Source organism: Micromonospora sp. WMMD1219 (assembly GCF_049315215.1).
GTDB lineage: Bacteria > Actinomycetota > Actinomycetes > Mycobacteriales > Micromonosporaceae > Micromonospora > Micromonospora tulbaghiae.
This window is the reverse complement of record NZ_CP186057.1, coordinates 3,383,299-3,398,341: the sequence shown is the minus strand read 5'-3', so window position 1 is coordinate 3,398,341 and position 15,043 is coordinate 3,383,299. Positions and strand designations below refer to the sequence as shown.

Sequence of the window (15,043 nt, the reverse complement as noted above, 5' to 3'; positions counted from 1 at the left end):
GCGCAGCGGTCCGCGGAGCCCTAGAGTCGCGAGCACGCTTCACGTTCTGGAGGGTGACTTGACGACCGCGCCGATGCCCGAGTTCCCCGCCGGCTTCCGCTGGGGGGTCTCCACCTCCGCGTACCAGATCGAGGGTGCGACCACAGTCGACGGCCGCGGCCCGTCCATCTGGGACACGTTCGCCCACGACCCGGGCCGGATCGCCGACGGCAGCACCGGCGACCATGCGTGCGACCACTACCACAGGTACGCCGAGGACACCGCCCTGCTGGCCGGGCTGGGGGTGTCCGCGTACCGGTTCTCGATCGCCTGGCCCCGGATCCAGCCGGCCGGAACCGGCCCGGCCAACGCCGCCGGGCTGGACTTCTACGACCGGCTGGTGGACGGCCTGCTCGACGCCGGCGTGGATCCGGTCGCCACGCTGTTCCACTGGGACCTGCCGCAGGCGCTGGAGGACGCCGGCGGCTGGCTGAACCGGGACACCGCCGCCCGCTTCGCCGAGTACGCCGACCTGACCGCGGCCCGCCTCGGCGACCGGGTGAAGCTCTGGATCACGCTCAACGAGCCGTTCATCCACATGAGCCTCGGCCACGGCACGGGCGAGCACGCCCCCGCCCGCACGCTGCTGTTCGACGCCTTTCCGGTGGCCCACCACCAGCTCCTCGGGCACGGCCTCGCGGTCGCCGCGCTGCGCGCCCGCACCACGTCCCCGGTGGCGATCGCCAACAACTACTCCCCGGTGCGCCTGGCCGGCGACACCGACGCGGACCGGGCCGCCGCCGCGGCGTACGACGCGCTGCACAACCGGCTGTTCACCGAGCCGCTGCTCGGACGCGGCTACCCGGACGCGCTCGGCCCCGAACCGGGCGTGGTGCGCGACGGCGATCTGGACGTCATCGCCGCGCCGATCGACGTCCTCGGCGTCAACTACTACAACCCGACGGGCATCCGGGCGCCGGAGGCGGACTCGCCGCTGCCGTTCGAGATCGTGCCGCTGGACGGCTACCCGCGCACCGCGTTCGACTGGCCGGTGGCCCCGGACGGGCTGCGCGAACTGCTGCTCCAGCTGCACGAGCGGTACGGCGGCGCGCTGCCGCCGATCCAGGTCACCGAGAGCGGCTGCGCGTACGACGACGCGCCGGACGCCGACGGCCGGGTGCACGACCCGGAGCGGATCGGGTACCTGGACGGGCACATCCGCGCGGTGCACCAGGCGATGGCCGAGGGCGTGCCGGTCACCGGGTACTTCGTCTGGTCGCTGCTGGACAACTGGGAGTGGGCCGAGGGCTTCACCAAGCGGTTCGGCCTGGTGCACGTCGACTTCGACACGCAGCGGCGCACGCCGAAGTCGTCGTACACATGGTTCCGGGACCTGGTCCGGCGATGACCACCGTCAACCCGACGCCGGCCTCGCTGCCGGCGGCGCTCGCCGAGCCGACCGTCCCGGTGCGGCGCGGCTGGATCGCGCTGATCTTCGCGGCCAACCTGGGCGTCTGGATGGCGTTCTTCACCCCGATCCAGGTGCTGCTGCCGCAGCAGGTGGAACGGATCGCCCCGGCCGACAAGGAGGCCATGCTGGCGGTGGTCACCGGCATCGGCGCGCTCGCCGCGGTGCTGGCGAACCCGCTCGCCGGGGCGCTGTCCGACCGCACCTCGCTGCGGCTGGCCAACCGGCACTTCGGCCGCCGGCACGTGTGGACCGCGCTCGGTGCGGTGGTCGGCGCGCTCGCCCTGGTGCTGCTGGCCCGGCAGAACACCATCGCCGGGGTGGCGGTGGCCTGGGTGGCCGCGCAGGTCTGCTTCAACGCGATGCTCGCCAGCCTCACCGCCGCCATCCCGGACCGGGTGCCGGTGGCGCAGCGCGGCGGCGTGTCCGGCTGGGTGGGCATCCCGCAGGCGCTGGGCCTGGTGCTCGGCGCGGTGCTGGTCACCGCCGTGGTCACCGGCAACACCGCCGGCTACGCCGCGATCGCGCTCGCCGTGCTGCTGCTGTCGCTGCCGTTCGCGCTGCTGACCCAGGACGACCACCTGCCCCGGGAGCACCGCTCCCCACTGCGGCTGCGCTCGCTGTTCGCCTCGATGTGGATCAGCCCGCGCCGCCACCCCGACTTCGCCTGGGCATGGTTCACCCGGTTCCTGGTGCAGACCGGCAACGCGCTGGGCACGCTCTACCTGCTCTACTTCCTCACCGACGGGGTGCGGGTGGCCGACCCCGAGGGCTCCCTGCTGGTGCTGATCCTGCTCTACACGGTCGGCATGATGCTCACCGCCGTGGTGGCCGGACGGATGTCCGACCGCTCCGGCCGGCGCAAGGTCTTCGTGATCGCCTCCGGGCTGATCATGGCGGTGGCGGCGGTGCTGCTCGCGGTGGCGCCGACCTGGCCCATGGCGATCGTCGCGGCGCTGCTGCTCGGCGCCGGGTACGGCGTCTACCTGTCGGTGGACGCCGCGCTGATCACCCAGGTGCTGCCCGCGGCCACCGACCGGGCCAAGGACCTCGGCGTGATCAACATCGCCAACTCGGCGCCGCAGGTGCTCGGGCCGGCGCTGTCCGCGCCGATCGTCGTGCACCTCGGCGGCTACCCGGCGCTGTACGCGGTCACCGCGGCGGTCACCCTGCTCGGCAGCGCCCTGGTCGTGAAGATCAAATCGGTGCCCTGACCCGGCCCCCTGCCGGAAACCCGTCGCGGTCCGCCGTAGGCTGGGGGGCGTGACGGTACGTGTACGCTTCGCCCCTTCCCCGACCGGTATGTTCCACGTCGGCGGCGCCCGCTCGGCGCTGCAGAACTGGATCTTCGCCAAGCAGCAGGGCGGGGTGTTCGTGCTGCGCATCGAGGACACCGACGCGGCACGTAACCGGCCCGAGTGGACCGAGGGCATCCTCTCCGCGCTCGACTGGATCGGCATCGCCCGGGGCAGCTACGAGGGCCCGTACTTCCAGTCCTCGTACGCGGGCGAGCACCGGGCCGCCGCGCAGCGGCTGTACGAGGGCGGCCGGGCCTACTACTGCGACTGCACCCGCGAGGACGTGCAGGCGCGTACCGGCCCGCAGCAGCGCGGCTACGACGGTTTCTGTCGCGACCGCGGCCTGGAGCCGGGTGAGGGCCGCGCACTGCGCTTCCGTACGCCGGACGAGGGCGAGACCGTGGTGGTCGACCTGGTGCGCGGCGAGCCGACGTTCGAGAACAAGCTGATCGAGGACTTCGTCATCGCCCGCGGTGACGGCTCCCCGGTGTTCCTGCTGGCGAACGTGGTCGACGACATGTCGATGGGGATCACCCACGTGATCCGCGCCGAGGAGCACCTGCCGAACACCCCGAAGCAGCAGCTGCTGTGGGACGCACTGGGCGTCAAGCCGCCGGTCTGGGCGCACGTGCCGGTGGTGGTGAACGAGAAGCGGCAGAAGCTGTCCAAGCGGCGGGACAAGGTCGCGCTGGAGGCGTACCGGGACGAGGGCTACCTCGCCGACGCGATGCGCAACTACCTGATGCTGCTGGGCTGGGCTCCGTCGGGCGACCGGGAGATCGTGCCCTGGTCGGTGATCGAGGAGGAGTTCCGGCTGGACGAGGTCAACCCGTCCCCGGCGTTCTTCGACGAGAAGAAGCTGCGCGCGTTCAACGGCGACTACATCCGGGCGCTGCCGGTGGCGGACTTCGTCGAGGCGTGCCGGCCGTGGCTCACCGGCACCGGGACCATCGCCCCGCCGCCGTGGCAGCCCGACGAGTTCGACCCGGCCGCGTTCGCGGCGGTGGCCCCGCTGGCGCAGACCCGGATCGCGGTGCTCAGCGAGATCGTGCCGAACGTCGACTTCCTGTTCCTGGCCGACCCGCTGATCGACGAGGCGGCCTGGGCGAAGGCGATGAAGGAGGGCGCCGCCGACCTGCTGGACGCCGCGATCGTCGCGTTCGAGGCGCTGGAGTCCTGGGACGCCGAGTCGCTCAAGGCCACGCTGGAGGCGGTCGGCGCGGAGCGCGGGCTGAAGCTGGGCAAGGCGCAGGCGCCGGTACGCGTCGCGGTCACCGGGCGCACCGTCGGCCTGCCGCTGTTCGAGTCGCTGGAGGTGCTCGGCCGCGACCGTACGCTGACCCGGCTGCGCGCCGCCCGCGTACGCCTGGTCTGAGCGGTCAGCGGCGGGCGGCCCGGCGGCGCAGCAGCAGTCCGCCGCCGAGCGCGGCCAGCACCACCACGGCCCCGGCCGCCCACAGCCAGCCCGTACCCCCGTCGTCGTCCGCCCCGACGGCGGCCGGGGTCGGGCTCGGCGCCGCGCTGGTGGGCAGAGCGGTGGAAGGCGCGGGGGCGGCGCTGGTGGGCGGTGCGCTCGCCGACGGCGACTCCGCCGGGGTGCCGGTGGTCAGCGTGAACCGGATCTCCCCCTTGACCGGATGGCCGTCGTCGGAGGCCAGCCGGTAGGTCACGATGTAGAGGCCGGCCGCGCCCGGCCGGAACGGCACCGTCACGCGCTTGCCGGCGAAGGTCGGCGCGCCGCCGGTCGCGGCCACGTTGTCCGGGCCGGTGACGGTGACCTCGGTGGTGTCCTCCTTCGGCGTGGCGAGGAACCGCAGCTCGATCCGCTCCGGTGCGGCGGCCAGCCGGGCCCCGTCGCGCGGATCGCTGCCGGTCAGCGAGTTGTGCGCGGCGGCCGGCGTGGCCGGCAGCAGCGCGGACGCCGCGACCACCCCGAGCACCACCGCCCAGGTACGCGCCACACGGGCGACCCTGCCCCCCATGGTTCCCTCCGTCCGGGTAGGATCCGGCCGATGATCATCGACCGTTCATTGGTCGGTCTCAGCTCGCAGATAGTTCCAAATACTCTTCCACCAGCTGCAACCGAGCGCCGTTCTGCGGAGTCTTGTGGTGGACACCGGTCCAGTGTGACCTGCAGCGGAAGCCAGCCATCGAACGGGGCGAGGAGGCGGCGATGATCCGAAGGGTGAGACGGCTGCTGGTCGCCGTGACCGGGGGCGTGGCGGCCCTGGCGTGCGCGCTGGCCCTGACCGGCACGGCGGCGGCCCAGGCGGCGCCCAAGCCGAAGCCGGCACCGACCGGCGTCGACATCAGCGGTGAGCGGCTGGACCCGCCGCTGAAGCTGCGCACCGACACCAGCCCCAACGAGGTCAACCTGGTGATCGACCAGGTCAGGTGGCTGGGCACGACCGGCCAGCTGCGCGGCCCGGCCGCGAAGGATCTCGGTCCGAAGTACACGGTGGTGGTGCTCGCCGCCGCCGGTCCGCAGCGCACCTACGACCTGTTCCCGCTGGCCAAGGGCGGTCCCCGGATCTACCGGCCGGGCAAGCAGCCGGACCTGAGCAGCACCCGGGCCGGCTGGTTCTTCGGGCGGCTCAACATGCCCGAGACGCTGCGCTCGGTCGGCGTGCCGATGCCGGCCCAGTTCGACACGCTCGCCGGCGGCATCGGCGGCGGCGAGCGGGTGCTTCCGGAGGAGGCGCTCGACCCGGTGCAGAACATCGACACCGCGCTCGGCGAACTCCAGCGGCTGCTGCTGCTCAACGTGGGCATCGTGCTGGTCATCACCGCCGGGCTGGCCGGCATCGCGCTGCTGGTCCGCCGCCGCACCCGCTGAGCCGCGTCGGGCGGCGCGTCAGCACCAGCGGCGCGGCGGGCGCTCCCGGCGGACGGTGCGGTTGCGCGGGCGTACCGCGCCGTGACGGTGGGCGCCCGCCCAGCCCGCCAGACCGCTGCGGCAACTCCGGTCGACCGGTTCCTCGTCGGCCGGGTGCGCCGGCTCCGCCGCCGCCCGCTGCCGGGGCACACCCGGCTCGTCCTCGGCGCGCTCCGGCACCCGGCCGGCCGGCTGCTCGCCCTGCTGGTTCAGGCACGGCCGGCGCGGGTGTGTGGCAGTCGCCGGCTGGTCGTGGCCGCGCCGGCAGGCCTCACCCTGGGCGCAACCGTGCTCGGCCTCCCCCTGCGCCATCCCGGCCCCCCTCACGCGTCGCCCTCGCCCGCCCGGCCGGAGTCTGGCCCGGCGTGCCCTGACACCGTACTGGCCCGCCCGAACAAGATCGTCAGCGCGTACCGGTGGAGATCGTCGCGCGGCGGCGACCGCGTCACCTCGAAGTGGATCCGCTGGTCACGCCGTGTCAGGCTGGTGCGGTGAGCGAACCGGGCGGAACGGAGACGTCGGCGACGCTGCGCCGCATCGAACGGGCGGCGGGCGGGCTGGCCACCGCCAGCGTGGCCCGGATGGACGAGACGCTGCCGTGGTTCCGTGAGCTGCCCGCCGACCAGCGCTCCTGGGTCATGCTCGTCGCCCAGGCCGGCGTGCGCTCGCTGGTGCAGTGGCTGCGCCAGGGCGGCGGCGCGACCGACCGCACCCAGGAGGTGTCGGACGAGGTCTTCGCCGCCGCGCCGCAGGCGCTGGCCCGCTCGATCAGCCTCCAGCAGACGGTGGCGCTGATCAAGGTGACCATCGACGTGGTCGAGGAGCAGGTGTCGGAGCTGGCCGTGCCGGGCGAGGAGCAGTCGCTGCGCGAGGCGGTGCTGCGCTTCTCCCGGGAGATCGCGTTCGCCGCCGCGCGGGTCTACGCCCGGGCCGCCGAGAGCCGCGGCTCCTGGGACGCCCGGTTGCAGGCGCTGCTGGTCGACGCGCTGCTGCGGGGCGACTCCCCGGACGTGCTGGCCAGCCGGGCCGCCGCGCTGGGCTGGACGGACGCGCCGCCGGTGGCGGTGGCGGTGGGCCGCTCCCCCGGTGGCGAGGTGGCCGCCGTGCTGCACACCGTCTACCGGCAGGCCCGGCGCATCGGCGTCGAGGTGATCGGCGGCGTGCACGGCGACCGCCTGGTCATCGTGCTGGGCGGGGCGGCCGATCCGGTGGCGGCCACGGAGAAGCTGCGTACCGCCTTCGGCGAGGGACCGGTGGTGGTCGGCCCCGCGGTGCCCAGCCTGGACGAGGCCACCGAGTCGGCGCGGGCGGCACTGGCCGGGTTCCGGGCCGCGCCGGCCTGGCCGACCGCGCCGTGCCCGGTCGCCGCCGACGAGCTGCTCCCGGAACGCGCGCTGGCCGGCGACACCGAGGCCCGCCGCCGGTTGCGCCACGACGTGTACGCGGCGCTGGCCCGCTCCGGCGGCGAGCTGCTGGAGACGCTCGACGCGTTCTTCGCCGCCGGCGGCACGCTGGAGAGCGCGGCGCGGGCGCTGTTCGTGCACCCGAACACCGTGCGCTACCGGCTGAAGCGGATCGCCGAGGTGACCGGCTTCTCGCCGCTGGCCCCCCGCGACGCGTTCGCGTTGCAGGTCGCGCTGACGGTGGGACGCCTCGACCCGGTGGTCCCGACGGCCTCCGACCGGCGATGACCGACGACGATCTTTGTAGGTTTCCTCTAAAGGTTCTAGTGCGGTTTCGTGCCGTACGTTACAGCGCGGCACGCCGGTATCCGTCAGAGTCGTACACGTGCTCGCCGTACTCTCTCCCGGACAGGGTTCCCAGAAGCCCGGCTTCCTCGCGCCGTGGCTCGACCTCCCCGGCGCCGAGGCGCGTCTGCGCTGGTGGTCGGCGCTGGCCGGGGTGGATCTGATCCACCTGGGCACCCGGGCGGACGCGGACGAGATCAAGGACACCGCCCGTACCCAGCCGCTGCTGGTCGCCGCCGCGCTGCTCGCCGCCGAGCACCTGCCCATGCACGACGTCGGGCTGGTGGCCGGGCACAGCGTCGGTGAGCTGGGCGCCGCCGCGCTGGCCGGGGTGCTGCCGGCCGAGTCCGCCGTGACGCTCGCCGGCGTACGCGGGCGGGAGATGGCCGCCGCCTGCGCGCTGGAGCCGACCGGGATGGCCGCCGTGCTCGGCGGTGACCCGGACGAGGTGATCGCCGCGCTCACGGCGCACGGGCTGCACCCGGCCAACCGCAACGGGGCCGGTCAGATCGTGGCCGCCGGCGCGGTCGACGCGCTGGACAAGCTGGCCGCCGAGCCGCCGGCCCGGACCCGGGTCATCCGGCTCCAGGTGGCGGGCGCGTTCCACACGCCGTACATGGCGCCCGCCGAGACCGCCCTCGCCGCGGTGGCCGCCGGTGTCCCGGCCTCCGCCCCGGCCCGGATCCTGCTGTCCAACCTCGACGGCACACCGGCCGGGCACGGCCCGGAGACGGTACGGCGGCTGGTCCGGCAGGTGACCGCGCCGGTCCGCTGGGACCTGTGCATGCGGACGCTGGCCGACCTCGGCGTCACCGGCGTGATCGAGTTGCCGCCGGCCGGCACCCTCGCCGGGCTGGTCAAGCGGGAGCTCAAGGGCGAGGGCGCACCCGAGATCGTCACCCTGAACACCCCGGCCGACCTGCCCGCCGCGCGCCGCCTGATCGCCCGGCACGGCGGCCCCGCCGCCCGCCCGGCCGCGCCGTCGTTCCGGGTGGTCGTCTCCCCCGCCGCGGGCCGCCTCGACCGGTCCGCCGCACCGGCCGAGGGCGCCGAGGTACGCGCCGGACAGGTCCTCGGCCACGTCGCCACCGGCCGGGGGCCGGTCGAGGTGACCGCGCACGACAACGGGCCGCTCGTCGAGTGGCTCGCACACCACGACGACCCGGTCGCACCGGGCCAGCCCCTCGTCCGCATCGGAGGAACGCACTAAATGGCCGGCAGCCGGATCGTCGCGATGGGGCACTACCAGCCCTCCCGCGTCGTCACGAACGACGAGATCGCCCAGATGGTCGACACGAACGACGAGTGGATCCGGGACCGGGTCGGCATCGTCACCCGGCGGATCGCGGGCGACGAGACGGTGGCCGACATGGCCACCGCCGCCGCCGGCAAGGCGCTCGCCAACTCCGGCCTCACCGCCGCCGACATCGACCTGGTCGTGGTGGCCACCTGCTCGTCGGTGGACCGCAGCCCCAACGTGGCCTGCCGGGTCGCGGCCAAGCTGGGCATCAACGCGCCCGGGGCCTTCGACCTCAACACCGCCTGCTCCGGTTTCGCGTACGCGCTGGGCACCGTGGACCACGCGATCCGGGCCGGCGCGGCGCGCAACGCGATCGTCGTCGGCGCGGAGAAGCTCTCCGACTTCACCGACTGGACCGACCGCTCGACCTGCATCATCTTCGCCGACGGTGCCGGGGCCGCGGTGGTCACCGCGACCGCCGACGACGAGCCGGCCGGAATCGGGCCGGTGGTCTGGGGTTCCGCGCCGGAGAAGAGCGACGCGGTCCGGATCGAGGGCTGGCAGCCGTACATCACGCAGGAGGGGCAGTCGGTGTTCCGCTGGGCCACCACCGCGATCGCCCCGCTCGCGCTGCAGGCCTGCGAGCGCGCCGGGGTGGACCCGTCGGAGCTGGCCGCGTTCGTGCCGCACCAGGCCAACGCCCGGATCATCGACGGCATCGCCAAGCGGCTGAACATCCCGGACGCGATCATCGCCAAGGACATCGTCGAGTCCGGCAACACGTCGGCGGCGAGCATCCCGCTGGCCCTGTCGAAGCTGGTCGAGCGGCGCGAGGTGCCCTCGGGCGCCCCGGTGCTGCTGTTCGGCTTCGGCGGCGGCCTGACCTACGCCGGTCAGGTCGTGCGCTGCCCCTGAGACCCCCTCGGGCGCGAACGCGCCGAGGTGTGTGACCGGCGACGCCGGTGACACGTGACCCCCGATGAGAGGAACCAACCGCAATGACCCGTGACGAGATCACCGCCGGCCTCGCCGAGATCCTCGAAGAGGTTGCCGGGGTGAACCCGGACGACGTGGCCGAGGGGAAGTCCTTCACCGACGACCTCGACGTCGACTCGCTCTCCATGGTCGAGGTCGTGGTGGCGGCCGAGGAGAAGTTCGGCGTCAAGATCCCGGACAACGAGGTGCAGAACCTCAAGACCGTCGGGGACGCGGTCAGCTACATCGAGGCGCAGTCCTGATCATGAGTCGTCCCGACGTCGTCGTCACCGGGCTCGGCGCGACGACCCCGCTCGGCGGGGACGTCGCGTCGACCTGGGACGCCATGCTCGCCGGCCGCTCCGGGGTGAGTGCGCTCACCCAGGAGTGGGCCGCGCAACTGCCCGTCCGGATCGCCGCCGAGCTGGCGGTCGACCCGTCCGAGGTGCTGGACCGGGTGAAGCTGCGCCGGCTGGACCGCTCGGAGGCGATCGCCATCATCGCCGCCAAGCAGGCGTGGGCCGACGCCGGTCTGGACGAGGCCGGGCCGGACCCGGAGCGGCTGGCGGTCAGCGTCGGCTCGGGCATCGGCGGCGCCACCACCCTGCTCGCCCAGGACGACATCCTGGAGGCCTCCGGACCGCGGCGGGTCTCCCCGCACACCATCCCGATGCTGATGCCGAACGGCCCGGCCGCCTGGGTCGGCCTGGAGCTGGGCGCCAAGGCCGGCGTGCACACGGTGGCCAGCGCCTGCGCGACCGGCGCGGAGGCGATCGCGCTGGGACTGGACATCATCCGCGCCGGCCGGGCCGACGTGGTGGTGGCCGGCGGCACCGAGGCGGTCATCCACCCGCTGCCGATCGCCGGCTTCAGCTCGATGCGGGCCATGTCGACCCGCAACGACGAGCCGGAGCGGGCCTCCCGGCCGTGGGACTCCGGCCGCGACGGCTTCGTGCTCGGTGAGGGCGCGGGCGTGGTGATCCTGGAGCGCGCCGACCACGCCGCCGCCCGGGGCGCCCGGGTGTACGCGCGCCTGGCCGGCGCGGGCATCACCTCGGACGCGTACGACATCGTGCAGCCGCACGCCGAGGGTGAGGGCGCCATCCGCGCCATCGCCCGGGCGGTCGCCGACGCGGACGTGGCCCGTACCGACATCGTGCACGTCAACGCGCACGCCACCTCTACCCCGGTCGGGGACATGCTGGAGATCGGCGCGCTGCGTCAGGCGGTCGGCGACCACCCGGTGCTCACCGCCACGAAGTCGATGACCGGGCACCTGCTCGGCGCGGCCGGCGCGCTGGAGTCGATCGCCACCATCCTGGCCATCCGGGACGGCGTCATCCCGCCGACGATCAACCTGGACGACCCGGACGAGGGCCTGACCCTGGACGTGGCCGCGCACAAGGCGCGTCACATGGAGATCCCGGCGGCGCTGAACAACGCGTTCGGCTTCGGCGGGCACAACGTGGCGCTGGTCTTCACCCGCCCCTGAGCGGACGCGCGGAAGGGCCCCTTCTCCGTTCGAGAAGGGGCCCTTCCTTGCATCTCAGCCGCGGTTGCGGGGGTGCTGCCGGGCGGTCCGCTCGTTGCCCCGCCGGTAGTTGCCGGTCCACCGGGCCATGGCCAGCTGCGGGTCGTCCTCGACCTCGGCCAGGAACTGCGCGGCCCGGCCGCCGCGCAACGTGGCGGCGACCCGGCCGTGATGCGTGACGACCACCGTGCCGTCGGCGCGCTCGACGTAGCGGAAACCCTGTGCTGCCTCTCCCATGCGCGCCACCCTGCCAGCCGGGACCGCCCGGACGCACCCGGGTTTCGGCGCGGCCGGGCGAGCGGCCGGGTCAGGTGCGGCAGGTGGTGGCCGGCAGGCCGGAGACCGGCACCGGGGAGCGCCCGGCCGGGCGGGCCTTGCCGGCGAGCACCGCCGCGAGCCCGGTCATCGACGCGCGGGTGGACGAGTAGGTCGCCATCAGCGTCGGGGACTTCGCCCCGGACAGCACGTACGGCGTGTCCATGGCCACCGTCACGGCGGCGTCGGCGCGCAGGTCCTTCGCACCGTCGCCGTACCCGACCAGGTGCACCACAGTCCCGCCGGAGGGCACCACCTTGACCCCGGCCTTGGTGAGCGCCTCGGTCAGCAGCTTGCGGGTGCGCTCCCGGCCGCCGGAGGAGGTGACGCTCACCGGTCCGCTCACCGCGCCGCCGCACTTGCCGCGCAGCACCGTCACGGCGGCGGTGGCCAGGTCGTCGGCGGCCTTGCGGTGTGCGGCGCCGTCGAGCGTGGACAGCGCGGGCGCGTCCCGCCCGGCCAGCCGGAACTTCATGGTCAGCACCCGGGTGACCGCCTCGACCAGGCGGGCGCGGGGCAGCGAGCCGTCCTTGAGCGCGGCGCGCAGCCCGTCGTACGCCTGCTTGACGTTCGGGGTCATCAGGATGAGGTCGTTGCCGGCGTTGAGCGCGCGCACCGCGGCCTCGCCCGGCGACCACTTCTTCGCCGGGGCCATGTTCATCCCGTCGGTGATCACCACGCCCTGGAAGCCCATCTGGCCGCGCAGCACGTCGGTGAGCAGCTTGCGGGAGAACGTCGCGGGGGTGCCCGGGTCGACGGCCTTGACGTCCAGGTGGGCCGACATCACCGCCATGGCCCCGGCCCCGATCCCGGCCCGGAACGGCGGGAACGCGAGGCGGTCCAGTTCGGCGCGGGACTGCTTGATCACCGGCAGTTCGGTGTGCGAGTCCTCGGCGCTCAGGCCGTGCCCGGGGAAGTGCTTCACCGCGGCGCCGACGCCCTCCGCCTGAAGGCCGCGTACCGCCCCGGCCACCTGCGGGGACGCGGTCGCCGGGTCGGCGCCGAAGGACCGGGAGCCGATCACGGTGCTGCGGGCCGCCAGCACGTCGGCGACCGGGGCGAAGTCGAGGTTGATGCCCATCGCGGCCAGCTCGGCCCCGGCGGCACGCCAGGCGGCCTCGGTCAGCGCCGGGTTCCCGGCGGCGCCGGCGGCGAGCGGGCTGGGCAGCAGCGTCACCCCGTCGGTGATCCGGGTGACCACGCCGTACTCCTGGTCGGTGCCGATCAGGAAGGGCGCGGCGCCGGCGGGCAGCTTGCCGGCGGCGGCGCGCAGCCCGTCGGTGAGCGCGCGGACCTGCTTCGGGTTGTCCACGTTCGTGGTGGCCTGGTTGCCCGAGGTGGGGTCGTCGGCGCTGAAGCCGACCAGGATCACGCCGCCGAGCCGGTACTTCGCCACCATCTCGGCGGGGGTGTCGACCCCGGCGAGCGCCCGGTTCCCGGCCGCCGACCCGGCCGAGACCTCGGTGGCCGAGCTGCCGTACGCGTACGGCATCAGCACCTGCCCGACCAGGTCCTCGTCGCTCAGCGTGCCGACGAGCGCGGCCGCCCGGGCGGCCGGATCGGCGGCCGGCGACTCACTCGGCGCGGGCGCGGCCGACGGCGGCGCCGGGCTCGTCGGCGCAGGCCGGGGCCGGTCCGGCCCGTCCGAGCACCCGGAGACGAGCAGCGCGGTCAGTGCGGCGAGCGCGACGGCGGAGCGCCGCGGGGAAATCGACACGCGGCCCACCGTATCGGGGCAACTCGGCCCCCGTCACCCGACCCGGGTGAGCAGCGTCACCGGCGCGCCGTCTCCGGCGTACCGGTAGGGCTCCAGCTCGGCGTCCCAGGCGGTGCCGAGCGCCTTGTCCAGGGCGTGGGCCAGTGCCTCCGGGCTGCGTGCGGCGGCCATCAGGCTGCGGAGCCGGTCCTCGCCGAGCTGGATGTCGCCGGCCGCGCCGACCGCGGCGCGGAACAGGCCGCGGCCCGGTACGTACATGAAGCGCTCGCCGTCGACGCCGGGACTGGGTTCCTCGGTGACCTCGAAACGGATCATGGGCCACTGCCGGAGGGCAGCGGCCAGCTCCGCGCCGGTCCCCGGGCTGCCGGTCCAGCCGCACTCGGCGCGACGGGCGCCCGGATCGGCGGGCTGCGCCGTCCAGTGCAGGTTGACCGGCGCGGCGAGGACGCGCGCGATCGCCCACTCGACGTGCGAGCACACGGCGAGCGGGGTCGAGTGGACGTATACGACGCCACGCGTTGGCACGGTGACCTCCCGGTGAGCCGAGGTGCGTCTTCCCCTACGACCTCGTCGTACCGAGTGGTACCTGGCACACATGATGACCCGTGTGACTGGTGGTGCGCCAGCGAATCGGAAAATTCGCCGGTCCGCCGGGGCGGGAAATACCCGGGTGGTGGACCCGGTTATGCCCTCTGACGCCGCGACGACCAGCCAGGTGTCGTGGTCGTGTACAGTTCTCTGGGCGGTTCTCTGTGCCGCCGTACATCTTCGCGGGCCGGCGCCCACCCGGGCGTCACTCGCACAGCCCCCGGACGGCCTTCCGTCCCCACCGTACGTCTGCAAGGAGTACCTCCGTGGCGAGCAACACCTCTAAGACCGCGCGCGCGTCCGTCCGGGCCGGCCAGGCTGGCCAGGGTGGCGCCCTCAGCGTGCTGGGCGAGTTCAAGTACCTGATCCCGCTCAACGGCGGCAAGCACGCCTACGTGCGCAACCTGACCAACGGCAAGACCGCGCACCTGCGCACCGACTCCGACGCCTTCGTCGAGGAGATCCGGGTGCTGGCCGCCGCCGGCCACGCCGCCAAGATCCGCGCCGAGATCAACGGCCTGGCCGCGTCCTACCCGGACCACGGCTGGGACGCCACCGAGAAGCGCCTGGTCGAGGCCGGCGTCTTCGAGGGCTGAGCACCCTCACCCGCACCACCGCGACCGCCCGCCGGGATCACCCCGGCGGGCGGTTTCGCGTCTCCTCCCGCGGCAGCAGCGTGACCTCGCCCGTGGCCAGGTCGTAGAGCGCGCCCTCCACCGCCAGCTCGCCGGCCTCCACCGGCCCGGCCAGGCGGTCGTCGGCGCGCAACGCGGCCACGGTGCGCCGGACGTGGCGGCGGATCGCCAGCGGGTGCGCGTCCGGGTCGTCCACCCCGACGTCGGTGACCGCCGGGGCGATCCGGTCCACCACGTACGCCAGGTCCCCGCCGGGGCGGCGCCCGGTGCGCAGCGCCTCGACCGTCGAGCCGACCGCGCCGCAGCGCTCGTGGCCCAGCACCATCACCAGGCGTACGCCGAGCTGCTCCACCACGTACTCGATCGAGCCCCGCACGGCCCGGTCCAGCACGTGCCCGCCGGTGCGGATCACGCAGATCGAACCGAACGTCTGGTCGAAGATCGCCTCCAACGGCACGCGGGAGTCGATGCAGCCCAGCACCACCGCGTACGGCTGCTGGTCGCCGGAGGCCACCGCCGCGGCGGCGGTGACGTCGTGCCCGTGCACCGGCTGCCCGCTGACGAAGCGCCGGTTGCCGGCGAGCAGCTCGGCCAGCGCGGCGCGGGGAGTGCGGGCGGTGGACGGCATGCCTCCCAGCCTGGTCACCGATCCGACGCCGTGGGGCCGGACCGGA

16 protein-coding genes are annotated in these 15,043 nt (G+C 74.3%); 10 read left to right on the top strand and 6 right to left on the bottom strand.

All coding sequences use genetic code 11. From position 1 onward, the window contains the following. Positions 1-73 precede the first annotated feature (73 nt). From ACN27C_RS16465 to gltX, 3 genes are read left to right on the top strand one after another with little or no spacing between them, the layout of a single operon-like run. Positions 74-1,387 carry a GH1 family beta-glucosidase gene (locus ACN27C_RS16465; protein ID WP_422751543.1) on the top strand — a complete coding sequence of 438 codons (1,314 nt, stop codon included), beginning with the start codon at positions 74-76 and terminating at the stop codon, positions 1,385-1,387. Continuing rightward, the gene (locus tag ACN27C_RS16460) at positions 1,384-2,661 is read left to right on the top strand and encodes an MFS transporter (RefSeq protein WP_422751542.1); all 1,278 of its coding nucleotides are present in this window, start codon (positions 1,384-1,386) and stop codon (positions 2,659-2,661) included. Before ACN27C_RS16465 ends, ACN27C_RS16460 begins: the two co-directional genes overlap by 4 nt. Positions 2,662-2,710: 49 nt before the next feature. Further along, complete coding sequence (gene gltX, locus ACN27C_RS16455) at positions 2,711-4,120, top strand: glutamate--tRNA ligase (protein ID WP_308212770.1); 1,410 nt, start codon at positions 2,711-2,713, stop codon at positions 4,118-4,120. A 4-nt stretch (positions 4,121-4,124) separates the two neighbouring features. On the opposite strand, the gene ACN27C_RS16450 is transcribed toward gltX, so the two are convergent. Then, positions 4,125-4,727, bottom strand: a complete 603-nt coding sequence (locus tag ACN27C_RS16450) for a copper resistance CopC family protein (RefSeq protein ID WP_121686653.1) — start codon at positions 4,725-4,727, stop codon at positions 4,125-4,127. Positions 4,728-4,918: 191 nt separating this feature from the next. Between ACN27C_RS16450 and ACN27C_RS16445 the strand changes: the two genes are divergently transcribed. Continuing rightward, entirely contained in the window at positions 4,919-5,581 is a 663-nt protein-coding gene (locus ACN27C_RS16445; RefSeq protein WP_422751541.1) for a hypothetical protein, read from the top strand. Between the two features lie 18 nt (positions 5,582-5,599). Here the strand turns inward: ACN27C_RS16445 and ACN27C_RS16440 are convergent, their stop codons facing one another. Continuing rightward, positions 5,600-5,932, bottom strand: a complete 333-nt coding sequence (locus ACN27C_RS16440) for a hypothetical protein (protein WP_121686654.1) — start codon at positions 5,930-5,932, stop codon at positions 5,600-5,602. Between the two features lie 104 nt (positions 5,933-6,036). Between ACN27C_RS16440 and ACN27C_RS16435 the strand changes: the two genes are divergently transcribed. From ACN27C_RS16435 to fabF, 5 genes are all read left to right on the top strand, one after another. Beyond that, entirely contained in the window at positions 6,037-7,311 is a 1,275-nt protein-coding gene (locus ACN27C_RS16435) for a PucR family transcriptional regulator (protein ID WP_305034171.1), read from the top strand. Between the two features lie 97 nt (positions 7,312-7,408). Continuing rightward, positions 7,409-8,578, top strand: coding sequence for an acyltransferase domain-containing protein (locus ACN27C_RS16430; RefSeq protein ID WP_422751540.1), 1,170 nt, complete (start codon positions 7,409-7,411; stop codon positions 8,576-8,578). Next, positions 8,579-9,523: a beta-ketoacyl-ACP synthase III gene (locus ACN27C_RS16425; RefSeq protein ID WP_120568620.1), complete on the top strand. Its 945-nt coding sequence runs from the start codon at positions 8,579-8,581 to the stop codon at positions 9,521-9,523. A gap of 83 nt (positions 9,524-9,606) precedes the next feature. Continuing rightward, a complete protein-coding gene (locus ACN27C_RS16420; RefSeq protein WP_007072348.1) occupies positions 9,607-9,846 on the top strand; it encodes an acyl carrier protein in 240 nt (79 codons plus the stop codon). A 2-nt stretch (positions 9,847-9,848) separates the two neighbouring features. Beyond that, entirely contained in the window at positions 9,849-11,075 is a 1,227-nt protein-coding gene (gene fabF, locus ACN27C_RS16415; RefSeq protein WP_121686656.1) for a beta-ketoacyl-ACP synthase II, read from the top strand. Between the two features lie 54 nt (positions 11,076-11,129). Here the strand turns inward: fabF and ACN27C_RS16410 are convergent, their stop codons facing one another. From ACN27C_RS16410 to ACN27C_RS16400, 3 genes are all read right to left on the bottom strand, one after another. Next, complete coding sequence (locus ACN27C_RS16410; protein ID WP_120568618.1) at positions 11,130-11,351, bottom strand: hypothetical protein; 222 nt, start codon at positions 11,349-11,351, stop codon at positions 11,130-11,132. 70 nt (positions 11,352-11,421) lie between these two features. Next, positions 11,422-13,146: a glycoside hydrolase family 3 protein gene (locus tag ACN27C_RS16405; RefSeq protein WP_358172424.1), complete on the bottom strand. Its 1,725-nt coding sequence runs from the start codon at positions 13,144-13,146 to the stop codon at positions 11,422-11,424. Between the two features lie 33 nt (positions 13,147-13,179). Beyond that, positions 13,180-13,671 carry a DUF3145 domain-containing protein gene (locus ACN27C_RS16400; RefSeq protein ID WP_013287841.1) on the bottom strand — a complete coding sequence of 164 codons (492 nt, stop codon included), beginning with the start codon at positions 13,669-13,671 and terminating at the stop codon, positions 13,180-13,182. Between the two features lie 329 nt (positions 13,672-14,000). Between ACN27C_RS16400 and ACN27C_RS16395 the strand changes: the two genes are divergently transcribed. Then, positions 14,001-14,330 (top strand): hypothetical protein, encoded by a 330-nt coding sequence (locus tag ACN27C_RS16395; protein ID WP_013287842.1) that lies wholly within the window; start codon positions 14,001-14,003, stop codon positions 14,328-14,330. A gap of 37 nt (positions 14,331-14,367) precedes the next feature. Here the strand turns inward: ACN27C_RS16395 and ACN27C_RS16390 are convergent, their stop codons facing one another. Next, positions 14,368-14,997 carry a carbonic anhydrase gene (locus tag ACN27C_RS16390; RefSeq protein WP_120568616.1) on the bottom strand — a complete coding sequence of 210 codons (630 nt, stop codon included), beginning with the start codon at positions 14,995-14,997 and terminating at the stop codon, positions 14,368-14,370. Between the last annotated feature and the right edge of the window lie 46 nt (positions 14,998-15,043).

Excerpts from the sequence above, each read along its gene's own strand:
- ACN27C_RS16465 (WP_422751543.1), top strand. The coding sequence starts at position 74 with ATGCCCGAGTTCCCCGCCGGCTTCCGCTGGGGGGTCTCCACCTCCGCG.
- ACN27C_RS16460 (WP_422751542.1), top strand. The coding sequence starts at position 1,384 with ATGACCACCGTCAACCCGACGCCGGCCTCGCTGCCGGCGGCGCTCGCC.
- ACN27C_RS16450 (WP_121686653.1), bottom strand. The coding sequence starts at position 4,727 with ATGGGGGGCAGGGTCGCCCGTGTGGCGCGTACCTGGGCGGTGGTGCTC.
- ACN27C_RS16445 (WP_422751541.1), top strand. The coding sequence starts at position 4,919 with ATGATCCGAAGGGTGAGACGGCTGCTGGTCGCCGTGACCGGGGGCGTG.
- ACN27C_RS16440 (WP_121686654.1), bottom strand. The coding sequence starts at position 5,932 with ATGGCGCAGGGGGAGGCCGAGCACGGTTGCGCCCAGGGTGAGGCCTGC.
- ACN27C_RS16425 (WP_120568620.1), top strand. The coding sequence starts at position 8,579 with ATGGCCGGCAGCCGGATCGTCGCGATGGGGCACTACCAGCCCTCCCGC.
- ACN27C_RS16420 (WP_007072348.1), top strand. The coding sequence starts at position 9,607 with ATGACCCGTGACGAGATCACCGCCGGCCTCGCCGAGATCCTCGAAGAG.
- fabF (WP_121686656.1), top strand. The coding sequence starts at position 9,849 with ATGAGTCGTCCCGACGTCGTCGTCACCGGGCTCGGCGCGACGACCCCG.
- ACN27C_RS16410 (WP_120568618.1), bottom strand. The coding sequence starts at position 11,351 with ATGGGAGAGGCAGCACAGGGTTTCCGCTACGTCGAGCGCGCCGACGGC.
- ACN27C_RS16390 (WP_120568616.1), bottom strand. The coding sequence starts at position 14,997 with ATGCCGTCCACCGCCCGCACTCCCCGCGCCGCGCTGGCCGAGCTGCTC.